The sequence below is a fragment of the Ensifer sesbaniae genome (genome assembly GCF_013283665.1).
Classification (GTDB): domain Bacteria; phylum Pseudomonadota; class Alphaproteobacteria; order Rhizobiales; family Rhizobiaceae; genus Ensifer; species Ensifer sesbaniae.
The window spans coordinates 453329-474555 of the sequence record NZ_JABEKU010000003.1 but is presented as its reverse complement, the minus strand read 5'-3'; the positions used below and the strand labels follow the sequence as shown (position 1 = coordinate 474555).

The following is a 21227-nucleotide window of genomic DNA, read 5'->3' as shown; positions in this document are numbered from 1 at the left end:
CTATCTTGGATTTTTTGCCGTCAACCAACGAAAGGAGACGGCAATGCAGAACATCAAGGACACCTACCAGCGCATCACGGACGCCATCATCGAGCAGCTTGAAGCCGGTACCAAGCCGTGGATCCGGCCCTGGCGCGGAAACAGCCGCGGCTCCCTCGTTCCCCGCCGCGCCACCGGCGAAGCCTATCGCGGGATCAATGTCCTGATGCTGTGGCTTGCAAGCGAGCTCGCCGGCTACGAGGAGAACACCTGGATGACCTATCGCCAAAGTCAGGATCTCGGCGGCCAGGTCCGAAAGGGCGAAAAAGGTGCCCTTGTCGTCAAATACGGCACCTTCACCCCTAAGGAGCGCGAAGACGATGACGATCGCGCCATCCCATATCTCAAGGGCTACACGGTCTTCAACGTCGAGCAGATCGAGAACCTTCCGCCGCAGTTCTATCGCCCGCCCGAGGAGCTGCCGACCACGTCAATTCCGCATCTGGAAACCGTCGAGACCTTCGTGCGCAACACTGGAGCGGTTGTCACCTACGGCGGAACGACAGCTTGCTATCGTCCTGGTCCTGACGACATCCTCATGCCCGATAGGGTTCGGTTTGTAGACGAAGTTCATCTGTACTCCACTCTACTGCACGAAATGTCCCATTGGGTCGGGGCAAAACATCGTCTCAATCGTGATCTGAGTGGCCGCTTCGGCAGCGCAAGCTACGCCATGGACGAATTGGTCTCAGAGCTCTCGAGCAGCTTCCTTTGCGCTGATCTCGGTGTCGCGCACGATCCCCGCGGCAATACCGCAACGTACCTTGAAAGTTGGCTCAAGGCGTTGAAGTCAGACAAGCGGGCGATTATCACGGCGGCTGCCAAGGCTCAGACGGCAGCCGACTATCTGCACGGCCTCCAATCTCCGGAGCAGAGCGGGGCCGCTTAGCGGCCTTGCTCATGTTAGTGAGTCGGAGCAGTTACAACCGATTCTCTCGAAGAATCGAATTTCGAGTAGTGGGGATGCCGAACAACTTACCCCCAATTGTCAGCTGACAATTTTTCTAAGTAGCGGAGATCACTAACTTATTCGGATTTGCCACAACCGTTAATTTCAGTTAACCAAAAACTCCTTGACGCGAACGCGCGTTTCAAGATCATTTGCGGGAATTTCAATGAATTACCGGAAATTGCGTGAATGGCGACAAAAGCTGCGATTGTTGAAAACCGACAGAAGCGCTCCCGTGCTTCAATCGACGAAACCATAGCGCACGACTCGGCCTCCCTAAGTGGCCAGTTGCAGATTTTATTCGAGAAGCTCTTTTCGCCAAACGCGAAGAAAACATTGCGGCGTTTCAGCAGTACGGAGACTGCAAAGCTCCTCGGTGTCACTGACAGTTACGTCCGTCACATCGCCTCGCAAGAAGAGGCCGTAACATCCGAAAAGACTGCGGCAGGCCGAAGGACATTCTCCCTGGAGGAAGTGAACACAATCCGGCAGTTCCTCGGACGAACGAAACCGTCGTATTTGCCCGGCCGCCGCGAAGGTGACCACGTTCAGGTGGTCGCGGTGACAAACTTCAAGGGTGGTTCGGGCAAAACAACGACAGCCACCCATCTAGCTCAATACCTCGCCTTGCGTGGTTATCGTGTCTTGGCGGTCGATCTCGACCCCCAAGCCTCCATGTCAGCCATGCTCGGCTTTCAGCCTGAGTTCGATGTGCACGATAACGAGACGCTCTATGGCGCCATCCGATATGACACCGAACGGCGTCCGGTAGGAGAGGTGGTCCGGCAAACCTATTTCGCCGGGTTGGATCTCATTCCGGGAAACCTGGAACTTCACGAATTTGAGCACGACACGCCGCGAGCACTCGCATCGCGAGACTCTGCTGATACGGACATGTTCTTCATGCGTGTCGGCAACGCGCTCATGGACCTGCAGGATCGGTATGATGTCGTAGTTATCGACTGTCCGCCTACTCTCGGCTTCTTGACGCTATCGGCCCTTTGCGCGGCTACTTCGGTGCTGATCACCGTTCATCCGCAAATGCTCGATGTCGCATCGATGAACCAGTTCCTGTCTATGACCTCCGATCTGCTCGGCGTAGTCAAAGAGGCTGGAGGCGATCTCGACTACGATTGGATGCGATACTTGGTGACCAGGTACGAACCCAATGATGGGCCTCAGGCCCAAATCGTTGCGTTCCTCAGAAGCCTTTTCGGCGAACGCGTTCTGACTTCGATGATGGTCAAGTCGACCGCGGTCTCCGACGCTGGCCTTTCCAAGCAGACGATTTACGAGGCGGGCCGGGAAACGATGCATCGACAGACCTACGACAGGGCTGTTGAAGCGATGGACAGCGTGAACTCCGAAGTGGAGGCCCTTATTCGAGCTTCATGGGGTAGGGCATGAAAGGCAGAGACATCCTCAAGAGCATGGTGAGCTCGGCCGAGCACACAAAGGCGGAAACTCCGCAAGCGCCGGTGGCACATAAGCCAGCCGGCGCTGTCCGCGCTATGAATCTGTCGCTGGGCCGGCTGAATGAGGAGGCGGCGGCGGCCAAGGATTTGCGGGAAGCAATTGCCGCCGGCGACAAGGTCATTGAACTTGATCCCGCTCTCATAGAGGTCTCATTCATTCGGGATCGCATACCGCTCGAAGCCGATCCGCAGTTCGACGACTTGAAGACATCGATCGCAGACAGCGGTCAACAGGTGCCTATCCTTGTGAGGCCTCACCCGTCCAAGCCGAGCCACTATCAGGCGGCTTACGGTCACAGGCGTTTGCGTGCAGCAAACGACCTCGGCCGGTCCGTCAAGGCAGTTGTTCGGAATTTGACTGATGAGCAGGTCATCCTCGCACAGGGCCAGGAGAACGGCCCCCGTATCGACCTCAGTTTCATTGAGCGGGCGCTCTTTGCCCGACGTTTGGAAGAACATGGGTTCGATCGCGATACGATTGCCAGGGCATTGTCCGTAGACAAGCCGGAGATCTCCCGGTTGTTGCAAGTCGCCGAAAACGTCCCATCCGAAATCATCCTGGCGATAGGCCCAGCCCCGAAGGTCGGGCGGCCGCGCTGGCTGGCGTTCGCGGAAAGGCTGAAGGACAGCAGCGCAGCCGCCAAAAGGGTCGAGAAGGAACTGCAGGCAGCCGATTTTCTGGCGACCGAGACCAACAAGCGGTTTGATCGTCTATGGAAGGCGATGACGGTAGCCGAGAAAAAATCAAAGGACATTGAAGCGGTGCGAACCAAAAAAGGCTTACCGCTCGCATCAATCGAACACAGCGCCCGCGGTTCAAAGATCACTGTTACATCGGCAGAATTCGCAGAATTCCTATCCTCGCACATGCATGAGTTCGTTGCGATGTTTGAGCAGGAAAAGGACGGAAAATCAGCCGATTAATAGAATTGTCAGCTGACAATCGGAGCTAATAGGAGACGTAGAACCGCAAAAGAAAAAGGCCCCCAAACGTTGCCGTCGTGGAAGCCTCTCTCATATCTAAGCAATCTGAGAATCGCATTTCCTCGAATCCCCGTCAAGAGTCTTAGGCGCCGTTTTGGTGAGCGGATTTCTTTTGCCTTCTGAAAGGTGAAGGAAATGCAGGTTGGAAATGTGACGACGCCCTTTGGGCGGCGGTCGATTTCGCTCGCCCATGTCAGAGGGCAGATGCGGACGGCCGAGATCAAACCCGGCAAGACCGTCGACAAATGGAAAGTGTTCCGTGACGCCTGTGAGGCGAGGGCGGTTCTGGGGATTCAGGACCGAGCGCTTGCCGTTTTGGACGCGTTGCTGACGTTCTATCCGGAGAGTGAGCTTTCCGAAGAACGCGGCCTTGTCGTGTTTCCATCAAACGAACAGTTGTCGGTTCGCGCCCACGGTATTGCGGGCACGACGTTGCGGCGACATCTCGTGGCGCTCGTCGAGGCAGGCCTGATCCAGCGGAAAGACAGCGCTAATGGCAAGCGCTACGCGCGAAAGGATAACTCAGGTGCGATCGAGGAGGCTTTTGGCTTCAGCCTGGCGCCGTTGCTTGCTCGCGCCGAGGAGCTTGCGCATGCTGCCCAAAAGCTCGCCGCCGAGCGTAGGCGTTTTCGCGCAGCGAAAGAGGCCTTATCGATCTGCCGGCGCGATGTTCGCAAACTGCTTACCGCTGCGATCGAGGAGGGGGCCGCCGGCGATTGGGGACGCATCGAGGCTATGTTCCTCGAGCTGACCGGCCGCATCCCGCGCACGCCGACGGTCGCGGATATAGAGCCAATCCTCGACGAAATGCAAATGCTGCGGGACGAGATCATCAATCGACTGGAAATTCAGGAAAATTCCGAAAATACGGACAGCAATGCTGTCCAAAACGAACGCCACATACAGAATTCAAATACCGAATCCATCCATGAACTTGAACCTTGCTCTCGAAAAGAGCAGGGGGCGAAGCAGAGCCCTGACATCCGGCCGATGCGGGAGCCGATAAAGGCGTTTCCTTTGGGTATGGTGCTGCAGGCTTGCCCGGAGATCCGCGACTACGGGCCGAACGGTACGATCGAAAGCTGGCGTGATCTGATGTCGGCGGCTATCGTCGTGCGGTCAATGCTCGGCGTCAGTCCCAGCGCCTATCAGGAAGCTTGCGAAGCCCTGGGAGCGGAGAACGCCGCGGCCGTGATGGCGTGCATTCTGGAGAGGGCAGGGCATATCAACTCGGCCGGCGGGTACCTGCGTGATCTGACGCGAAAGGCGGAGCGCGGCGAGTTTTCGCTCGGGCCGATGTTGATGGCGTTAATGCGCACATGCTCTAATCAGGCGCGAAGGGCCTCATGAGTGGCGAGAGGGCTATTTGGGGTCGGTTCCGGTAGAGGGCGAAATGACGGTGGGAGGCAGCATTCGGCCCCCCTGTCGGTCATAGCGGTCGTCCCGGCCCCCCCCCAAGAGCGGATATCGTACTGGTTACGGCGTGACGGCATCTGTGCACGAGACAGCGGATCCAAGCTCGACCACGATTAACGTTCGGACTTTGGGTCGGAAATGGCGAGTTCCCGATCTATCCTTAGATCATCCCCAGCACTGCCATCGGGAATAGCCAGCTGGACAGAGGAGGAGCATCTAAACTCTTGCGGCATTTCGGTTTGACGTCGCTATAGCCTCAACTTAACCTAGAAGAGGGGGCAAAATATATGCGCGTCGGCTACGTAGAAATTGAGAATTTCCGAGGGATAAAGCAACTATGGTGGGCACCTGCAGCCGGGGTAAATTGTCTGATCGGTCCGGGAGATTCCTGTAAGACTACCATTTTGGATGCCGTCGAACTGGCGCTTTCACCGCGCCACACCTTGAGCTTCGACGATCTTGATTTCTTTGGAGGCGAGTTCAATAAAGCCACCAAAATCATTGTGACTTTAACTGACCTGCCGGACGAATTCATTTCGGATGCGATGTATGCTCCGTATCTGAGGGGCATCTCTGACGATGGAAAGGTCATCGACGAACCCCCTTTACCCGAGAAGGGCCAACATGCCTTATCAATCATGCTCAGCATTGATGAGGGCCTCGAGGGAACGTGGACGCTTTGGAATGAGCGTGTTGCTGCGGGCGACATGAAGGAGCGCTCGCTGACTTATGCGCACAGAGCAAGCGTTGCCCCGGCTCGCTTGGGTGTCTATGCGGACCGGCATCTGAGCTGGGGGCGGAATTCCACACTTGCCCGCATGAGCGAAGGAGCCGCGGCCACCCAGGACATTCTCGCCCGTGCCGGCCGACTTGCCCGCAATCATTTCAAGACCGAGGCGGCGGCGCTCTTCAAAAGCAGCCTCGAGAGCGTCAAGCTGGCTGCCAAGAAGGTGGGCCTCGCACTGCCGGGTACGATCGCTGCCGGTCTGGACGTCCAAAACCTCGCTATCACAAACGGAAGCGTCGCCATTCACGATGGGGAAGTTCCCCTTCGTGCGTTGGGCATGGGGTCGTCAAGGCTACTCGTCGCGGCCCTGCAGGATTACTCCAAGGCGTCCTTATGCCTGACTATCATCGACGAAGTCGAGCACGGGCTCGAGCCTCACCGGATCGTTCGCCTGCTCAAGCACCTGAAGTCGAAGGACCGCGTAAGTCCTCAGGTGTTCATCACTTCGCATTCGCCCATTGTTATCCGCGAGCTGAGTGTTCACGATCTGCATGTCGTCCGCCGCGCCGAGGACGGTAAGGTGACGGTTCGGCCTGCCGACAAGAAATATAGCAAGCGGGATCCCCAGGCGCCCCCTCGTTCGATGCCTGAAGCATATCTGGCTCCCACAGTGCTGATATGTGAGGGAAAGACCGAAGTCGGCCTCTTGAAGGGACTGGATGATTATTGGGTCGCCCAGCATCTCGACAACCTGGCTCTCAAGGGCATCGCGCTGGCTGACGGGGGCGGGGTCGACAATGCCCCGGCGCTGGCGGGACAGTTCTGCGGCCTGGGCTACCAGGTGGGCTTGCTGTTGGATTCCGATCAGGATCCTGCGGACACCGAGATTCTTGGCAAGTTGGAAAAGGCCGGTGTCACCGTGTTTCGTTGGGATAAGGGTTGCTCAACGGAAGATGTCCTGTTTCACCAGCTGCCCCTGGCAGCCGTCGAGATGCTCTTCGATTACACCCTCACCTTCCTCGAACCGACAGCTATTCTCGACGCGGCCAACAAGCCCCGGCAAGCGGATGATCGCTTCACTTCCATCGATCAGGTCAGAGCCCGCCTGAGCGACGCGACCGTTCTCGACGCCTTGGCAGCTAGGGCAAAGGGGAAGAAGAAAAAGGACAGCGAGGACCTGCATGGAGCTTGGTATAAGGACATCGCGAAGGCGGAGCATATAGCGCAAAAGATCCTCGGCCCGCATCTTAAGGACGCGCACAAGGGACTGCAGGAAATGGTGAGCGCTCTTCGGGGCTGGATCGATGGCCATTCCTGACCGGATCCGGACGGCCCTGCAGGAGAAAGCCAACGGCTCGGTGGTGGCACCGGCTGGCTACGGCAAGACGGAAACCATCGCCGACATCGTGGCGGAAACATCGTGCCGCTGTCTGCTGCTCACCCATACCCTCGCCGGCGTCGACGCGCTCCGAAAGCGCCTCCGGGAAAAGGGCGTGAGGTCCGATCGCTACCAGCTCGAAACAATTGCCGCCTGGTCCTTGAGATACGCGGCCGCCTATCCGGTCACGTCGGGTTTCCCACGACTGGTAACGCCGCGGGGGCATCAGTGGTCGACGGTCTACGCGTCCACGCGGAAGCTGCTCGACGGGCGCTCGATCGACCGGGTGATCCAGGCATCTTACGGCCTCGTTCTCGTGGATGAATACCAGGACTGTAGCGCTGACCAGCACGCGGTCGTGGTGCTGTTATCCAGACTTGTCCCGACCCTCATTTTCGGAGATCCGCTGCAGAGCATCTTCGATTTTGGTGGCGAAGCAACCGTGCGCTGGCAGGAGGACGTACTGCCGGCCTTTCCTGAACTCGACGAGCTGGGCACGCCTTGGCGCTGGAAAAACAAAAAGAATGATCCTCTTGCCGAATGGCTTCGCATCGTGCGGGCCGACCTGCTCGCAGGCAAGGCGATCGACTTGCGCAAGGCGCCGGCCTGTGTCCAGGTTCACCACCTGGACGAACCCGGGCGGTTACGGGCCTTGGAGAAAAAGGCCTGTGGCCACGGTAGCCTGTCAGACGCCAACCGGCTCGCCATTATCGGCTCGAAAAGCAGCGAACGGGTGCGTGCGGCATTGGCGAAGCGGGTCCATGCTCAAAACGTCGAGACGATCGAATGCAAGGATTTGCAGACAGCCTGCTCAACGATTGAGGCAACGGCCGGCATGGATCGCTTAACGTTCGTGATGGGACTGCTCCAACGGTCGATTGTCGGGGTGAACCAGACGCCTTTCCTACGCCGGATAAGTGAAATCCATGGCGGCAAGCAGATCCGCAAGCCCCTCACGGCGGCCGAAGCCGCAGCCCTGGCGATCGTGACGAGTGACAAGTTGGAGCCGGTCATCGCGATGCTCGACGAATTCCGGAAGGGGAGGCGTACGTTCCGCGGTGAACTCATCTTTGCGCTCCGTGAAAGCCTTCAGCTGCGCTGCCTGCCCGGAAGCCCGTCGCTGCTGGAATGCGCCTGGCATGTGCAGGAACGCCGGCGCCATGCCGGCCGACGCCATGGCTATAAGATCGTCACCAGCACCCTCCTCGCGAAGGGCTTGGAGTATGAAAATTCGGTGGTTTTCCTGACGGAGCCCGCCACGAAGGAAGATATTTATGTCGCTTTGACCCGAGCGTCGCGCCGGATCGACATTGTAACGGCCGCTCTCGATCTCTCAGCCAAGTGATTGCGACCACTTGCCGTGATGACTCACGCCAGAAGCAGCCAGTCCGCATTCGGACCCGAATCGGTCACTCACTCGAGCCGAGCTAGTGACCGCAATTGGCACATTCCGGCCGAGGGCGTGGCTGTCCCAACTGAACTTTAGTCAGAATTGGACAACAATCAGCCCTTAGAAACGAGCGCCTGATTGAGCGATAGCCGCCCTGGTGTGCTACTTCAGAGAGATCGATAGGGTAGGGGCGAGGCCGTTTAGCGGCGGCAATGTCGTCCTTCGTATGCTCCGAATCGGCCGTCGCCTTCAGCGGAGACCAACGAACACCTGAATTCCCGGAGACGCGAACGATCGCGCCATTTTCTGCGATTCAGATACGTGTTTTAGCTGCCTTCGCTCCTGCTGGCGGAAATAGCATCGGTTGCTTGTTCCCCGGGCGTCATGCGTTTCAGGAGCCGGATCAAATCACGCGTGGTGTCTGGTGGCAGCTGTTCAATCAGCCTCGTTAGCGTTCGACGTTCTTCGGCTTCTTCCGGCGTTTTGCCCCACAGGTGCGGAGCAGCTTCAAAGATCATGTCTATGGGCATGAAGCCCATCAGCTCGCAGAGATGAATCAGGCGAGGAACGGTCATGCGCGACTCCGCGCGCTCGTACCGCCCATAAACGGACACAGAAAGCCCGAGCAAATGAGCCAATTCCGCGCGTGAGAGATTTTTGGTTTCACGAATGTCCTTCAGAAAATTCGAGATCCGTTCATCCATTTCTCTTGCTGTTTGGATGCCTTCGAAGCCGGGCTTCCGGTAGACCGGCCTCTCCAGCTCCGGATCGTTTGTTTCAATTAAACCCCGTGCACTTTTGTAGCTGCTTAGATCAATCACGATCCTTACCTTTATTATGAAAGCCGCCCTCGGCGGCCACTATGCACCAAATTGCAGCAATTTGGCACATCCCCCTCCTCTGAATCGCGGCGGTTTTTCCTACCTATTTTGGGGGATTTTTAAACGACGATTTTCCCAGAGGCAGTGAACCGAAATGCTTCAAGTCATGCCCACGATGCGGACCACTAACATTGTCCGTAAATCGAAATAAAGCAATTAGCGATTCTTCGCAGCCACCATCTTCCAACCGTCCGGTTTCGCTTGAAAAAACGCTTCAATTTGCGTTTCACCTTCGATCCAGGTGAGCCGCGCCATCAGCTCGCAGGACATCTCGCCCTGGGAAATCCGGATACAGCGGTTAACGCTCACCTTTGAACCAATACCATGCTTTTTAAGGTCCCATTTGGATAAGTCGAATAGCTGGGCCTTTGCTTGATCGTTAGTCGGCCACATACCCTTTTCGGGTACCGCCTGCGCAATATTCACTTGAGGCAAAATGGTTCCTGAAATGTCTCCCCTCCCGGCCGGCGGGTGGCCGAGATGAGGCGCGATGTATACGCCGAGGACGCAGCCGAAAGCTACGCCGAGCAGGAAGCCGCGGCCTGCCATTGATCAATAGCCGTTATCTTTGAGGTACTGATCGATTGCCGCCTTCATGATAACTGTCATCTTCACGTCGTTCTCGAAAGAGGCTTTCTCCAGCCGTTTCTTCGTTTCGTAGTCCAACGGGCAGTTGACGTAGTGCTTGGATTCGCGACCGCGTGCCCTCTTCAGGTCGCGCAAGCGTACTCTCGAATCTTCTCGCTGCAGGGCTTTGCTCACTGACCGCTCGCGTCGGGCTTCTTCCGTCGGCGCAAGCAAACGGTTCGACGGTTGATCCGCCTCTGCGTTTAGAGGTGCAGCTGCTTGCTCTGCCGGCCCCTCCGCGGACGGGTCGTCCTGTTTCGCAGCCGGGTCCACTGGACGACTGCGACGTGGTGCGACTGCAAAATCTGAAACCGTCGTTAGACCCTTAGCCATTGACCGCTACCTCTTTCTGTCCTGACAGAAGCCTTTCGATGTTCTGAACCAGGCTCATCACTTCCGCTCTCGCTTTTCGCACCGGATCGGTGAGTTCCAACATCTGCAGAGTGCCGTAACCATTGCGGATCTCACGATAGCAATTGCGCTCCATAAGTTCGGTGTCGAGCAGATGGGAGTCGTAGCCGCCTTGGCGGAGATTCTCGACGAACGGTCTTATGAGCCGATACGCTTCCAGCGCTCTGGCTGGCAAAGTAATCCGCGTGACGAAATTGGCGTGGGGGATCAGTCGTCCTACTTTGTCGGAGATATCGGCTGTGTCAGCCGCGGCCTGTCCTGCCGCCTTGATCTCGTCCTGGTTAGGTTGGATTGGCGTCAGGACGATGTGTGATGCGGCGATGATGGTATCTCTTAGAACCGTGTCCTGCCCGGGTGTATCCATCAAAACGACATCGAACCTGTTCGCGTCGTTCTCCAGGAGTTGTTGGACGGCGGTCTGGCGTGCTGCCGTGACCAGCTCGATGTTTTCGGGTACGTTGTCCTTCGCCTCGCTGCGCTTCCACCATTCCTGCAGATTTTGGCGGCCGTCGGCATCGATGAGAAGGACGCGCTTTCCCTGAAGGGCATATTCCCCGGCGATTAGAATTGCCGCTGTCGTCTTTCCGGCTCCACCTTTGCCGCTCACGGCGGAGATGCATAGTGACATATGTGACAACTCCTTTTGCCAGACCGATCTGTATCTCGGCGGTTGGGTGTCCGCGCGGCAATTTCAAACCGCACGTACACATGGTGTGAGTAATTGCTCACACGATAATGTGTCATGCTGCTACCATATGGTGTAGACGATCTCTTCCATTAAACCAAGTACACATCTTGTGAATAATTATCCCCATGCTGTCTCGGTATGTTCGTGTGAAAACATCGTGTGCCTAACTCGTGTGGAATGTTCACATGCTCAATGCGGTCGCCCCGGCGATGCCGCCTGAAAGCGCTGTCGGATAAGTGAACCCCGGAGCCGCGTAAGGGCCGATACTGACGCTCGCACGCAAGCGGCAAGGGCGAAGAGCGGAGCGTCCCTTGCGGCTGAGTACGGGGGGCAGACAAGGGCCTTCAGAAGCGGATTTGGAGGTGAACCCTGGTGAGCGTTGCCACGATTAGAGGGCCGGGCGAAGTCCCGGCCCAGAGAATTCAAATGGACGAGCGAAGCGAGTGCGGCTCGGCGTTGTTGGGTTGAATGTTTTCATACTGTTGGTGGCAGGATACGGAAAAATGTGCTACGCCCTTTTTCCACAATCGAGGGACGTGCCCTCGATCGACTGTCGCAAGCGCCAGTAGGGGGCCAACGGCCATATGGATGACGGGAAATTCAACGCTCCCTTGGAGCCAGTGAAGAAAGATCGAACTGTGCATGTTCGCGTGACGGGCGACGAACACGCGGCGATTGAGAAGGCGGCCGAGGAAGCGAGGATGACCGTATCCAGCTTTTTCCGGTCTTTGCTCTTGGAGGGCGCAGGTGTTCGGCCGATCTTGACGGGGGATGACCGCCTGGTGATGGCGGCGCTGCTCGAAGACATGCGGATGATCGGAATCAACCTCAACCAGGTCGCAAGGGCGCTCAACAGTGACCGGGGCGTCCATCCAAGCGAGCTGAACATCAACCTTGAGAACGTGCAACGCATTCAGGCGGCGGTGATGAGCGAGCTTCGCTCTTTGTCGCGACGGGCCGGATATCAGCGCCGGGGGGAGAAATAGGCCTTGGAAATCTTCTTCGGCGCATTCACCAGCGAATGGGAGCAGCGACGCGCAGCGCTGTTACATGAGATGGCGTCGGGTGGCCGGGGTGCTGCGGCCGAGGAAGAGATGCGCAAGCGCCTCAGACAATTGGCGCAGCTCGGCGCTGGTGGTGGCGGAGGTTCTGGTGGGGCAGGGGGCGCTGGATCGAAAAGCTGGAGGGCTCCTGGAACGCAGACCATGCCGGCGACGGCGGCAAGCCGGCCGATGGAGGCGAGGCTTGCCGCCGTCGCCAAGGGAAGCCAGCCGGCCGTCGTCAAAATGGCATCGTACGGGGGCGGAGCGCGCGTCGGGGCGATGCTGAACTACGTGTCCCGATCCGGGGAGCTGAAGGCTGAGGACGAAAACGGCAGAATCCTTGAGGGCCGTGAGGAATTGGCCCGGGTGCGCGGTGATTGGGATCATCTTTTCCAAAACCGCGCCGAAAGCCGCGACATGGGGAGCTTCAGCGTCGAGATAGCGGTTTCTGGCCTTGCGTCCGACGACACCTTGCATGAGTTCGTGCGCAGCACGTTATCGAGCGGCTTTGGCGATCGGCGCTATGCCTATGGCGTCGAGAAGATAGCAGACGGCTCAATATCGGTTACAGGGCTCGTGGTCCTCAGAAGCGGGCAGGGGGAGCGGCTGACAGGAGACGCGAAAGCGGCCGGCATCATCCAGGGCCGGTATGACGCCAGTGCGGCCGCCAGCGAGGCCGGCGCGACGTTCTCGTTTCATGGGTACGGGAACGGCGTCGAGTTCGGCGCCAGCCGTTTGCGCGGCCTGCTCGAGCAGCATCAGGACGTTCGCGATGACCGCGGCCGGCCAGTATCGGACGAAAAGGCGGCTGGCGATCTGGTGCAGAAGGAATGGCGCGGCGAGCTGCACAGCCGAAAGAGCCGCGACGTGATGCATGTCATCATGTCGGCGCGGGCCGGAACGGACGTGGCGTCGTTCGAGCGGGCAGTACGCGACTTCCTGGCGCACCAGTTTGCGGGCCATCGCTACGTCTTCGCCATGCACGATCCTGCCAGCGACCCGAAAGAAGCTGGAGAGGGGGGTAAGCGACCGCACGTTCATGCGCATGCGATCGTCGCCATGCGATCGGACGCCGGCGATCGCATCGAGACCACGCCGGCCGTGTTTCGTGAATGGCGATCGGTGATGGCCGAGAAGGCGCGGGAACACGGCATTGAGATGGAAATGACTGATCGGCGCGAGTTTGCCAGTCCGCCGGCTTTCACGCGCACGCAGGTTAGGCCGGTGAGCCGCGACGGCCGCACGGAGCATGTTGGCACCAGCGAGCCGGCGCAGGCTCGGTACGACGCCAAACGCAGCGGCCGGCGTACGATTGCGAAGAGCGACAGGAGCCGGCAGTACATCAAAATGGCGCAGGAATCGTGGCAGAAGGTCGCCCTAGCGAGTGGAGATCGTCACGCCGTTGCCTATGCCACACAGCACAGAGAATACTTAGAAACCCGGCTTTCAGCGGCAACGACGGAGGCAAGTGCCAGCGTCATTCATGCAGATTTCGGATCGAATTTCCGCGCCAATTTGGTTACATTGCAGGAAATGGTTTTGGAGGGTCAAGAATTGCGCGAAACGTCACGAGCAGAGTTTGAAGCTTATGAGAAGAAAGTCGAAACGGCGTTGTTCAAACTGGAGCGCACCGTGGCTCCGGATGACCGGGCCGACTTTGATGAGGTCGCGGGCCTGGCGCGAGATTTTGTCAACCAGAAGCGGGAGCTGGTCGAACTCTACGAACAACGCAAGGATGCGTTGGCGGAGCGGGGCGGCGAAGAGGCGCGCAATGAGCCCCGCGATCCGGTCAACGAGGCATGGGATGCCGCGGTCGCCAAACACAGCGAGGCTGTCGTCGAGGCCGGCAATGAAGCCTTGATCGACATCGACCACTACCGCGAGGGGCTTGATCGGATCGAGGCCGGCGATTTTTCGGCCGACGGCAAGGCGGCAATGCAGGCTGGGCTTGACCGGGCGGTGGAGCGAGCCGTGCAAATGGCGATCGAGGGCAACAGCTACCTTCGAGAGGTAGCCGAGCAGGATCCCGATCTGCAACGCGCGATCGATCAGGTGGAAAACAATGCCGATCGTCCGACTGAGGCGAAGGACAAGGCGCCGTCGACTGCGGAGACTGTCGACGAGCAGCGGCGCGATTTGCGTGCCGAAGAAGAGGATCAGACGCCGGTCGATAGCGACACGCGGGAAGCTCACGACCTGGCTTCCACCGTCGACGCTACAAATCGCCTGCAAGATCGGTTAAATAGGGATCGGGAAGCCGCACAGCGTAGCGGAGAGACGACACGGACTGATCCCGCCCAACAGCACGTTCCTCGTCTCGAGGAGCTTGAGCGGGAACAAATGGAACAGAGGGAACGCGACCGCGACGATCGGGACCGTTAAGAGATATGTTGAACGATAACCGGCAGCAATACGTTATCCAGACCAATGACCCGAAGGGCGACGAAGGGTTTGGTAAGTTCTTCGCCGTCGTTATCCTCTTTGTGTTTTTTCTCGGCTGCGTCCAGATGGCCTTGGAAACAGTTACCGCCTGGTATCGCGACACCATGGTATGGGTAAACGAGACAGCGACCTACTTGGGAAGCTTCTGGCCGTTCTAAGGTCGGCTTACTTGTCCAGGTCGGCATGCTTCATGCCGACCTCAGAACAGCGGCCGGTGATCGACACTGACCGCTCCCAATATCTCTCCACGGTCGAGCGGCAACCGCCCGGAAGCTACGAGACGATCGACGTCGTGGTACCTCGGCTGACAGATAGATTCCGGTCTTACTCCGAAGGCTCTCTTGCCAGCGCTTTAACCACGTCAACGACCTTCCGTCGGATCTTGTCGTCCTGAATCTTCACAAAGGCGCGATTGAGCGACAGCCCCTCGACGGAGTTCAGGAACTGCGTGATTTCCCTGCCGACTCCCGCCTCCGGCCCTTGCGAAGTCGAAGAGCTCACAGGCCCCTCCTCGAAGAACCAGGCAACCGGGACGCCGAGAATGTTGGCAATGGCTTGTAGCCGGCTCGAGCCGACCCGATTTGTGCCCTTCTCGTATTTCTGGACCTGCTGGAAAGTGACGCCGAGCCCTTCGGCCAGTGTCGTCTGGCTCATTCCCTTGAGCGTGCGCTGCAAGCGGATCAAGGCTCGAAAAGCTCTAAACGCCGCTCGCCGAGCGACCGATATGCGGCTCGGAAACCTTCGCAATCCTCCGGGCTGAGTGAAGACTTCGACAGCTTCACCGCCCATATATGCAGAATGACCCGCTCTTCGGCATCCAGCGCATCCTTCCGTTCCTGAAGCGCATGAAAGTGCGCCTCCGCCTGCCGGTAGGCACGCAACGTTGTGGCGGCTCTCTCCCGCAAGCGCGATACAGAATTCATTTCGCCACCACCAGTCCCCCATTGGTTCCCGATTTTAGATCCCTGATCACTATTCGGCTGCCACCCCAACTTCGACGGGATCAGGAATCGTCGTGTTGAAAATGTCCATGTAATTGCGGCGCGTAGTCGGTGATTTATCGCCGAGCTTTTCGACCTTCGTTTCGACCGTTGCCTTGAGCTGCGCCGCCGTTGGTTTCAGGCCCTCCTCAACCGCCTTTATCCGGGCCTCCATAGCGGCAAGGCTTGCGGACGCTACCGTTTCCTTCTTCGCAGGCGTCGGCTTTGGCTTTGATCGCAGAGCCTTTTTGCTGACGGTTCGCTTGGCGGATGGCATCTCCACTGCGGCAGCGTCCGGCGTTGCGGCAACCGGCTCGATCGTCGCGACCGCGGCCGGCTTCTCTTCTGTCATGGGCACCGGCGAGGGTATTTCGACGGAAGGGTCTCCACCGTTGGCATATTCCGAGGTCGTGGCGGGAACGGCTTTCGCGGGGAGATATTCAACCTCCGGCACCTGCGGGATGTTGGCCTGCGAAAATGCTTCCGCCGACTTGAAAGGCTGCGTTTTGAAGAACCGAAGCTTTTCGCCGAAGATCGGCCTTTGGCCTTCGACGAGCAGGATCATCTTGTTCTCCGGCATTTGCCGGACCTCCTGCGGCATCATCAGATCACGTTCGCGAATCTGCTCTACCTTCGTGCGGCGCGGCAGGCCCAACAATTCGATCGTGCGCGACTCCGACTGATAGCGGATCGTGCGCTTTCCGAGCGCCCGCGACGCATATTCGGCCGTGGCCTGGTCGTTGGCGCCGAGGACGAGTTGATAACCGCAATTGCCGAGCAGCGAATGCCGGGAGGTTTCGCCATAGATCTCGTCGAGGTTTTTCAGGTCTTGGATGATGAAGGCGAGCTTGATGTTATAGCCGGCTACATAGGGCAGCTTTGTCATGATTTCGTCCATCCGCTTCAACTGCCGGAACTCGTCGAGGAGGAAATAGACGGGAAGAGAGCTGGGATCGTGCTCGAGCGTGAGGATGTCCATCACTTGCTGCACGAACAGGGTGAGGAGAGGGCGCAGTAAGGTTATGTCGGTGATGTTCGGCGCCAAGTAGATCGACATCGGCCGGCGTTTCATCGCGCGCAAATCCATGTCGGTGACATTGGTTGCCGCAACGATCCGCTCATTTTTGAAAGGCCGCATGGCTTTCTGGATATCCAGAAGCGCCGAGGCCGCCGCGCGTTCGGATAGAGCGATATAGGAATTGAAGCTCTCGACGGTGAACTTCGACAGGTAGGGCTCTTTTTCCTTGATGTATTTCATCAGCGCCTGCAGATCGACGCCACTATTGAAGAAGGAATTGACCTCGCCGAGGTTGCGCCGATCCTTATAGAAGGGGCTTTCGGTGATGTAGCTGATGACGCCGGCAAGGACCTGCTGCGCCGTCGCTTGCCAGACCGAGTTTTCCGATGCCGTGTTTTCGGGCACCAGGATGCTGGCGATGTTTTGGATGTCAGTGGTGCGATTGCCGCGCTCTGGCCGGACAAAATCGAGCGGATTGTAGCGGTTGGTCTTTTCCGAACCCGGCGCGAAAAGAAAGACCTGACTGCCATTCTGGCGGCGATAGCCCGAGGTCGCCTTGAAAACCTCGCCCTTGAGGTCGGTGACGATCATCGAGCCTTCGTGCATCAGCGCGTTCGGGATGACATAGCCCGCGCCTTTACCGGAGCGGGTAGGGCCGATGATCAGATGATGCCGATCGTCCTTGGTGCGGAGAATGCTGCGCCCTATGCGTCCGAAGATATGGCCCTGTTTACGGAACCATTTGCCGCGCCGAAGCGAGGCAATGTCCTGAAACGCCGCATCTCCCAAGGGGCTGCTCGTCGGTTTCAGTCCGATATATGTGGCCAGGCCGGCGACGATCAGCGCCGGCACCATCGAGCCAAGCGCAACCTTCTGCAGGGCAGGGCTAGTGTGATAAATCCAGAACTGCTGAATGGGAACAAAGGGGTTGCTTGTGATCGTCTCTTCGAGAACCCGCCCGTCTTTATAGAAGAGCTGAAGACCCAGGCCGTACCCGAGCATCCAGACAACGAATGCTATCCCGACGCAAAAGAGCAGGTAGAAGGCCTGGAGCCCCTTGGTCATGCTTCATCCCGGGCAAAGAAGATTTCGGAGACGCCGCGCTTGCCGCCGTCACGGCGGAGCTGGATGACGATCGGGATCACCATCTGGATATAGGACATGAGATCCTGCTTGGAAAAACCCGCCGACATGCCGGCTTGCTGCATCATCATGGCCAGCTGTTCATAGGCGCCCATCGGGGTATCGGCGTGAACTGTGGACATACTGCCCGGATGCCCGGTGTTGATCGCGCGCAGGAAGGAGAACGCCTCCGCGCCCCGAATTTCGCCGACGAACAGACGATCTGGACGCATGCGCAACGACGACTCGAGCAGATTTTGAATGGTCACGTCTGCGGTGCCTTGGTCACCCTTCGAAGCAATTAAGTGAACCGTGTTTGCCTGAGGCGGGAAGAGCTCGCGTGTGTCCTCGAGCGTGATGATCCGCTCATATGGCTCCACACTCTTCAGGCACGCGTTGAGGAAGGTCGTCTTGCCAGATGACGTGCCGCCGCTGATTAGGATAGAGACCCGTCGAGTGATGGCGGTATGGATGAAATCGTAAATCCGGCTCGCGCGCAGGTGCCCGATCAGCTCCCGATCGATGTCGCTGAGGCCGCCGACGGCCACAGATACTTTTTCGAGCGAGCCGTTGTCGCGATACTCCTCGAGCGTGAAGTTATTCACCACCTGCTTGCGGATCGAGATCGAGCCTCCGTCGGGCGCCCCCGGCGGCAGGACGATCTGAATCCGTTCGCCGGTTGGAAGCGCCGCGCTGAGGATCGGCTTGGAACGGCTGATAAACTGGTTGGTCGCCGCTGCAACACGCTCGCCGATATTCTGGATTTCATCGGCCGTCAGGGCCTCGATCAAATGGTGCTCCATATGATCGGCCCCGAACCGCTCCACATAAACGTGGCCTGGCTTATTGACGGCTATTTCGACCACCTTCGGGTCATCCAGGAATTGCTTGATCGGTTCGAGGGCGCGATTGAGGAAGTAGTGCGGATCGCGTTTGATCGTGTTACCTGCCGCGACGTTCACGTCGGATCTCCTTCATCGCTTCGGTGACCGGATCGTCGTACATGGCGCTGAAATCGAGGTCCTGGCGCACGTAGACGAAGATTCGCTCGCCTTGGCTGACGCTGATGGTGGGAGGAATACGGAGGTTTTCACTGAGGACCGTATTCGCCATGTCGCTGAAGGTCTGCGCGATGGTCTCCCGCGCGATCTCTTCGCCCCGTGCGGCATCGTCGCTGTTGTTGGAGGCTTCCTGACTGCCATATCCGGTCAGATAGCTGGCAGCGCCGCCGACGATAGAGAGCATGATCGACGCCCCAAACCGTTCGCGGAACTTGTTGTCGACATGACCGGTCAAGCCAGACCGGCCCAGGCTGTCCGTGCCGATCGAGTTGAGGCGCACGGAAACGCCGTCATCGCGAATAAGCCTGGTCCAGATGACGAAGATGCGTTTTTGTCCGCGGGTCACCTCCGACTGATATTCGCCAATGAGGCGCGTTCCGGTCGGGATCAAAACACGCCGGCCGTCGAAGGAATAGACATCCTGGGAGGTGATGGCGCGGATCTGGCCGGGCAGATCGCTGTTGATGGCCGTCTCGAGGATTCCGGGGATCAAGGTTCCCTCCGGCATCATCGCGTCGATGCGCGCGATCTGCCGGGCCTTGGCGGTTCGGTCCGCTAGGCCCGCAGCCGCAGCCAGGTACTTGCTGTTGCGGTCCTCGCCGGCAACCGTCAATCCGGAATCGCCTTCGCCTGTCAGGCTGCCGTTCCCGCTCCCGTTTCCTTTATGGTCGAGCGAAATCAGGCCCGATTTATACCGCTCGGGAAACTCTTCGACCGGCGCGGCTTCGGGCGTTTGTTCGACGACCTCTGGCGGCGCTGGAACCTTGAACTCGGTCGTATCGACTTCCTCTACCACCTCAGGAGGCGTTGGCAGGTTGATGACTTCTTGTTCGGGCTCCGGTTCCGGCTTCTCTTCGTCGCGGACAAAGGACGGTGGCCGAAAAGTCGTCGTCTGAAACTCCTCGTCGCTGTCGGCGACATCACGCGGCTTTTCGCCAGCCGTCGCAAGGACAAAATAGGCGGCCACAGCGCCACCCAGGAGAAGGGCGGCCATACCGAGAGTTTGATTTCGTCCAGCATTCCGATTGCTGACCGCCGTTTCGTCGGCAGTCATCATGGCCTCAAGTTCGGGGCTGCGCTTCATTAGTTGCCGCTCCTCCTACGTTTCGTCGCCTTGGTGTCATGAGCCGGACCGAGAATGTCCGGATCCGGAGCGCCGAAGTCAGGCTTGCGAAGGTTGAAGATGCAGGTCCATTGGTTGCCGTCGCGGAGCGTATATTGTGTCGCGACACCATCGACGACGATGTATTCGCCCTCCTTGCGGAAATTGCGCAGCGTCTCGGAAAAATCCGACTGCACGGCAAAAATCGCCGGCACGCGGCTGCCGAACTTGAAGAAGGTCTTTTTCCCGTCGTCGAAGATCACCATCGGCTTCAGCGATGGGTCGCCGGAAAACGAATAGTCGATGTTGACGTTGGCCTTGTCGATATTCGCCATATTCGGGTTCGCCGCCCGGTACTCCGCTTCCTTGCGGAGCGAGGCGTTCAGGTCCTTCTCTGGGTAGACGAACCGGATGCCGAAGACCTGTTTGCCGTCGGTCGGCGCATGGTCGTTGAGCTCGAGGAAATAGATCCTCTTGCTGGTCACGACGTTCATGTTGGTGGCGACGTTCTTGGCGATCGGCTTGACGAACAGGATATTGCCCTTCTCGGAGGGGGCAACTTGCCAACTATCGGTGTCGCCGAGCGAGATCGTTTCGAATTTTTCGTCCTCATCAAAAATGATCATGGTGGAGATGCCGTAGGTGGCAGAAACCTTCACCACATTGTTAGACTGGTAGACGACGCTGGTGACACGCGAATCGAGCGAGCCCGGCCGTGGTGCCTGCGCCGCGTGGACGTGAGTCAGCATAGCGGCCGAGAAGGCCGCAGAAAGCAGGAGGCGTGTGATCATTTTTCGCCTCCGGGTGTCACCGTCTCTTGATCGCGACGGTAGTTATAGACCTGGAAGCCCAACGGGTTTTCGAAGCGCCATTCATTGGTCGCCGGGGTGTCCGTATAGCGGTAGCGGACGACCGAAATAAAATGCCGGGTGATGGAGTCGGTATCGGATTTCTCGGTCGTCGAAAACCGCACCAAGGCCGTGCTCGCATTGGAGAAGGTCACGGACTTGATATCGACGGTGACACTCTTGTTCTTTCCCAGGGCCCTGGCCGGGTTGTTCGGATTTGCCGCGCTATAGAGCTCCTGAAGCTCCCGGGCCGCATCTCCCGTCGAGAGCAGTGCGGCAATGCCGAAATTCTGCTCAATGGCAAAGGGATCATAGCCTTCACGCGAACGAATGTAGCGTACGACGTTGGCCTGAGTGACCGCCTGTTGATCCGTGAGGTTTGTTGACTTCGTGAGGCCGGTCTTGACCTCCATATAGCCGGTGTTTTTGTCGACCTCGACGATGTACGGTTCGAAACTTTTCAGCGGCACTAGCATCACTAGCGCCGTCAATGACAGCAAGGTTATCGCACCGAAAATCGTCGTGACGAACCATGCGAGCGCGCGCGATCGCTTGGCCTTCTTTACGATTTCCTGCTCCCAGCGATCGCCGTCCTGAAAATAGGTCCGAAGAACTGCTTCATTCGTATCTGCCATTCGTCTAGCCC

The 21227-nt window shown here is 58.3% G+C and carries 20 protein-coding genes; 9 read left to right on the top strand and 11 right to left on the bottom strand.

What is annotated here, in order from left to right:
- Positions 1–43: 43 nt before the first annotated feature.
- From BHMPCIPO_RS30850 to BHMPCIPO_RS30825, 6 genes are all read left to right on the top strand, one after another.
- Positions 44–928, top strand: coding sequence for an ArdC family protein (locus BHMPCIPO_RS30850; RefSeq protein ID WP_173520624.1), 885 nt, complete (start codon positions 44–46; stop codon positions 926–928).
- A 249-nt stretch (positions 929–1177) separates the two neighbouring features.
- Complete coding sequence (gene repA / locus BHMPCIPO_RS30845) at positions 1178–2395, top strand: plasmid partitioning protein RepA (RefSeq protein ID WP_173520623.1); 1218 nt, start codon at positions 1178–1180, stop codon at positions 2393–2395.
- Positions 2392–3387, top strand: a complete 996-nt coding sequence (gene repB, locus BHMPCIPO_RS30840; RefSeq protein WP_173520622.1) for a plasmid partitioning protein RepB — start codon at positions 2392–2394, stop codon at positions 3385–3387. Before repA ends, repB begins: the two co-directional genes overlap by 4 nt.
- A 195-nt stretch (positions 3388–3582) precedes the next feature.
- Positions 3583–4797: a plasmid replication protein RepC gene (gene repC, locus BHMPCIPO_RS30835; protein WP_173520621.1), complete on the top strand. Its 1215-nt coding sequence runs from the start codon at positions 3583–3585 to the stop codon at positions 4795–4797.
- A 353-nt stretch (positions 4798–5150) separates the two neighbouring features.
- Entirely contained in the window at positions 5151–6908 is a 1758-nt protein-coding gene (locus BHMPCIPO_RS30830; RefSeq protein ID WP_173520620.1) for an ATP-dependent nuclease, read from the top strand.
- Positions 6895–8313 carry a UvrD-helicase domain-containing protein gene (locus BHMPCIPO_RS30825; RefSeq protein ID WP_173520619.1) on the top strand — a complete coding sequence of 473 codons (1419 nt, stop codon included), beginning with the start codon at positions 6895–6897 and terminating at the stop codon, positions 8311–8313. The genes BHMPCIPO_RS30830 and BHMPCIPO_RS30825 overlap by 14 nt, the downstream gene beginning before the upstream one ends.
- A 371-nt stretch (positions 8314–8684) precedes the next feature.
- Here the strand turns inward: BHMPCIPO_RS30825 and BHMPCIPO_RS30820 are convergent, their stop codons facing one another.
- The 4 genes from BHMPCIPO_RS30820 to BHMPCIPO_RS30805 form a co-directional block, all read right to left on the bottom strand.
- Positions 8685–9179, bottom strand: coding sequence for a helix-turn-helix transcriptional regulator (locus BHMPCIPO_RS30820; protein ID WP_173520618.1), 495 nt, complete (start codon positions 9177–9179; stop codon positions 8685–8687).
- Positions 9180–9395: 216 nt separating this feature from the next.
- Positions 9396–9788, bottom strand: coding sequence for a hypothetical protein (locus tag BHMPCIPO_RS30815; protein ID WP_173520617.1), 393 nt, complete (start codon positions 9786–9788; stop codon positions 9396–9398).
- 3 nt (positions 9789–9791) lie between these two features.
- Positions 9792–10199 (bottom strand): hypothetical protein, encoded by a 408-nt coding sequence (locus tag BHMPCIPO_RS33280; RefSeq protein ID WP_246304748.1) that lies wholly within the window; start codon positions 10197–10199, stop codon positions 9792–9794.
- Entirely contained in the window at positions 10192–10905 is a 714-nt protein-coding gene (locus BHMPCIPO_RS30805; protein WP_246304746.1) for a ParA family protein, read from the bottom strand. Before BHMPCIPO_RS30805 ends, BHMPCIPO_RS33280 begins: the two co-directional genes overlap by 8 nt.
- Before the next feature lie 644 nt (positions 10906–11549).
- On the opposite strand from BHMPCIPO_RS30805, the gene BHMPCIPO_RS30800 reads away from it, so the two are divergent.
- From BHMPCIPO_RS30800 to BHMPCIPO_RS30790, 3 genes are read left to right on the top strand one after another with little or no spacing between them, the layout of a single operon-like run.
- Positions 11550–11951: a MobC family plasmid mobilization relaxosome protein gene (locus tag BHMPCIPO_RS30800; protein ID WP_173520615.1), complete on the top strand. Its 402-nt coding sequence runs from the start codon at positions 11550–11552 to the stop codon at positions 11949–11951.
- Positions 11952–11954: 3 nt separating this feature from the next.
- Positions 11955–14390, top strand: coding sequence for a conjugal transfer protein TraA (locus BHMPCIPO_RS30795; RefSeq protein ID WP_173520614.1), 2436 nt, complete (start codon positions 11955–11957; stop codon positions 14388–14390).
- A gap of 5 nt (positions 14391–14395) precedes the next feature.
- Positions 14396–14608, top strand: a complete 213-nt coding sequence (locus tag BHMPCIPO_RS30790; RefSeq protein WP_173520613.1) for a hypothetical protein — start codon at positions 14396–14398, stop codon at positions 14606–14608.
- A gap of 166 nt (positions 14609–14774) precedes the next feature.
- On the opposite strand, the gene BHMPCIPO_RS30785 is transcribed toward BHMPCIPO_RS30790, so the two are convergent.
- Genes BHMPCIPO_RS30785 through BHMPCIPO_RS30755 form a run of 7 tightly spaced genes read right to left on the bottom strand, consistent with a single transcriptional unit; the run spans position 14775 to position 21216 of the window.
- Complete coding sequence (locus tag BHMPCIPO_RS30785; protein WP_312033082.1) at positions 14775–15176, bottom strand: helix-turn-helix domain-containing protein; 402 nt, start codon at positions 15174–15176, stop codon at positions 14775–14777.
- Positions 15131–15373: a hypothetical protein gene (locus BHMPCIPO_RS30780; protein WP_173520230.1), complete on the bottom strand. Its 243-nt coding sequence runs from the start codon at positions 15371–15373 to the stop codon at positions 15131–15133. Before BHMPCIPO_RS30780 ends, BHMPCIPO_RS30785 begins: the two co-directional genes overlap by 46 nt.
- 49 nt (positions 15374–15422) lie before the next feature.
- Positions 15423–17513, bottom strand: coding sequence for a type IV secretory system conjugative DNA transfer family protein (locus BHMPCIPO_RS30775; RefSeq protein WP_173520611.1), 2091 nt, complete (start codon positions 17511–17513; stop codon positions 15423–15425).
- The gene (gene virB11 / locus BHMPCIPO_RS30770; RefSeq protein WP_173520610.1) at positions 17510–18532 is read right to left on the bottom strand and encodes a P-type DNA transfer ATPase VirB11; all 1023 of its coding nucleotides are present in this window, start codon (positions 18530–18532) and stop codon (positions 17510–17512) included. The genes BHMPCIPO_RS30775 and virB11 overlap by 4 nt, the downstream gene beginning before the upstream one ends.
- Positions 18513–19715, bottom strand: a complete 1203-nt coding sequence (gene virB10 / locus BHMPCIPO_RS30765) for a type IV secretion system protein VirB10 (protein WP_173520609.1) — start codon at positions 19713–19715, stop codon at positions 18513–18515. Before virB10 ends, virB11 begins: the two co-directional genes overlap by 20 nt.
- Complete coding sequence (virB9, locus tag BHMPCIPO_RS30760) at positions 19715–20524, bottom strand: P-type conjugative transfer protein VirB9 (RefSeq protein ID WP_173520608.1); 810 nt, start codon at positions 20522–20524, stop codon at positions 19715–19717. The genes virB10 and virB9 overlap by 1 nt, the downstream gene beginning before the upstream one ends.
- Positions 20521–21216, bottom strand: coding sequence for a VirB8 family type IV secretion system protein (locus BHMPCIPO_RS30755; RefSeq protein ID WP_173520607.1), 696 nt, complete (start codon positions 21214–21216; stop codon positions 20521–20523). The genes virB9 and BHMPCIPO_RS30755 overlap by 4 nt, the downstream gene beginning before the upstream one ends.
- Between the last annotated feature and the right edge of the window lie 11 nt (positions 21217–21227).